General features: G+C 55.7%; 4 protein-coding genes and 1 pseudogene. 1 reads left to right on the plus strand and 4 read right to left on the minus strand.

Annotation, left to right across the window (positions count from 1 at the left end; translation table 11 throughout):
* A pseudogene (locus Q8O69_RS11475) lies at positions 1-154 on the plus strand (IS1595 family transposase); the annotation flags it as partial.
* 47 nt (positions 155-201) lie between these two features.
* Here the strand turns inward: Q8O69_RS11475 and rplQ are convergent.
* The 4 genes from rplQ to rpsK form a co-directional block, all read right to left on the minus strand.
* Entirely contained in the window at positions 202-588 is a 387-nt protein-coding gene (rplQ, locus tag Q8O69_RS11480; protein WP_069519894.1) for a 50S ribosomal protein L17, read from the minus strand.
* Between the two features lie 42 nt (positions 589-630).
* A complete protein-coding gene (rpoA, locus tag Q8O69_RS11485; protein ID WP_305592224.1) occupies positions 631-1,632 on the minus strand; it encodes a DNA-directed RNA polymerase subunit alpha in 1,002 nt (333 codons plus the stop codon).
* A 22-nt stretch (positions 1,633-1,654) separates the two neighbouring features.
* Complete coding sequence (rpsD, locus tag Q8O69_RS11490) at positions 1,655-2,275, minus strand: 30S ribosomal protein S4 (RefSeq protein WP_160016246.1); 621 nt, start codon at positions 2,273-2,275, stop codon at positions 1,655-1,657.
* A gap of 17 nt (positions 2,276-2,292) precedes the next feature.
* Positions 2,293-2,572 (minus strand): 30S ribosomal protein S11 (gene rpsK, locus Q8O69_RS11495; protein WP_305592227.1); only part of this gene is annotated, 280 nt, incomplete at its 5' end.

The raw sequence follows: 2,572 nt of genomic DNA on the forward strand, positions 1-2,572 counted from the left end.
CTGGATGACTCGTTTTCACGGTGTCGCCACCCGCTACCTCCCGAACTATCTGGGCTGGCGCCGCATGCTTGAGCGCTATCAACAGCGTATTCAGCCAGCTCACTGTATCCAGGAGGCGGTTGGACGCACCATGCAACACGCTATTGGGACATAGCCATAAAAAAACCGGGCCAAGGCCCGGTTTCTTATACAACCTACGACTTACTCAGCGTCTACAGCTGCACCAGCGACCGGACGGTCAACCAGCTCAACATAAGCCATTGGAGCATTGTCGCCAGTGCGGAAACCGCACTTGAGAATACGCAGGTAACCGCCCTGACGGGTGGCGTAGCGCTTGCCCAGGTCGTTGAACAGCTTGCCGACGATGGCTTTCGAACGAGTACGATCGAAGGCCAGACGACGGTTAGCAACGCTGTCTTCTTTAGCCAGAGTAATCAGCGGCTCAGCAACGCGACGCAGCTCTTTGGCTTTCGGCAGAGTAGTTTTGATCAGCTCATGCTCGAACAGCGATACCGCCATGTTCTGGAACATGGCCTTGCGGTGTGCGCTGGTGCGGCTGAGGTGACGGCCACTTTTACGATGACGCATGGTTCAATTCCTTACCAAACTCACGTTCGGTGATGATGACGATCAGGCAGTCGCCTTATCGTCTTTCTTCAGACTTGCCGGCGGCCAGTTGTCGAGGCGCATACCGAGGGACAGACCGCGAGAAGCCAGAACATCCTTGATTTCGGTCAGGGATTTCTTGCCCAGGTTCGGCGTTTTCAACAGTTCTACTTCGGTGCGCTGAATCAGATCGCCGATGTAGTAAATGTTCTCTGCCTTGAGGCAGTTAGCCGAACGTACAGTCAGTTCCAGGTCATCAACCGGACGGAGGAGGATCGGATCGATCTCATCTTCCTGCTCGATAACAACAGGCTCACTGTCACCTTTGAGATCGACGAACGCAGCCAACTGCTGTTGCAGAATGGTTGCAGCGCGGCGAATAGCCTCTTCAGGGTCCAGAGTACCGTTGGTCTCCAGGTCAATAACCAGCTTGTCCAGGTTAGTACGCTGCTCAACACGAGCGTTTTCCACCACGTACGACACACGGCGTACCGGGCTGAACGAAGCATCCAGCTGCAAGCGACCAATGCTGCGGCTTTCGTCTTCATCGCTCTGACGAGCGTCAGCCGGCTCATAGCCGCGACCACGAGCTATGGTGAGCTTCATGTTCAGCGCGCCAGTGGAAGCCAGGTTGGCGATTACGTGGTCGCCATTGACGATTTCGACATCGTGATCCAGCTGAATATCGGCAGCGGTAACTACGCCCGAGCCCTTCTTCGCCAGAGTCAACGTCACTTCGTCACGACCGTGCAGTTTGACAGCCAGACCTTTCAGGTTGAGCAGGATTTCAATGACGTCTTCCTGAACACCTTCGATGGCGCTGTACTCATGGAGTACACCGTCAATCTCGGCCTCGACTACTGCACAGCCAGGCATGGAGGACAACAGGATGCGACGCAGCGCGTTGCCCACGGTGTGGCCAAAGCCACGCTCGAGAGGCTCGAGCGTAATCTTGGCGCGGGTCGGACTGCCCACCTGCACATCAATATGGCGGGGGGTCAGGAACTCATTTACCGAAATCTGCATGGATGCACCTATTTTCTAGCCCTTACTTGGAGTAGAGCTCGACAATCAGGCTTTCGTTGATGTCAGCGGAGAGATCACTGCGCGCCGGGACGTTTTTGAACACGCCAGACTTCTTCTCAGTGTCTACTTCTACCCATTCAACGCGGCCACGCTGGGCACACAGCTCAAGAGCTTGAACAATGCGCAGCTGATTCTTCGATTTCTCGCGGACTGCAACAACGTCACCAGCTTTAACCTGGTAGGACGGTACGTTGACAGTTTTACCGTTTACGCTGATCGACTTGTGCGATACCAGCTGACGGGATTCAGCGCGGGTAGCGCCGTAGCCCATGCGGTAAACCACGTTATCCAGACGGCATTCGAGCAGTTGCAGCAGGTTCTCACCAGTAGCGCCTTTCTTGCCGGCAGCTTCTTTGTAATAACCGCTGAATTGACGCTCAAGTACACCGTAGATACGACGAACTTTTTGCTTCTCACGCAGCTGGGTGCCGTAGTCGGACTGACGGCCACGGCGCTGACCGTGAATACCTGGGGCTGCTTCGATGTTGCACTTCGATTCCAGAGCGCGTACACCGCTTTTCAGGAAAAGATCTGTGCCTTCACGACGAGACAGTTTGCATTTGGGACCAATGTAACGAGCCATTTCTCACTGTCTCCTGATTACACGCGACGCTTCTTCGAAGGACGGCACCCGTTATGCGGGATGGGCGTCACATCGGTGATGCTGGCGATCTTATAGCCACAGCCGTTCAATGCACGGACAGCGGACTCACGACCCGGACCTGGACCCTTGACGTTAACGTCGAGGTTCTTCAGACCGTATTCCAGCGCAGCTTGACCAGCACGTTCTGCAGCCACCTGGGCGGCGAACGGGGTGCTTTTACGCGAGCCGCGGAAACCCGAACCACCAGAGGTAGCCCAGGACAGGGCGTTGCCCTGA

Origin of the sequence: Pseudomonas sp. (assembly GCF_030690725.1) — a bacterium.
Taxonomy (GTDB): Bacteria; Pseudomonadota; Gammaproteobacteria; order Pseudomonadales; family Pseudomonadaceae; genus Aquipseudomonas.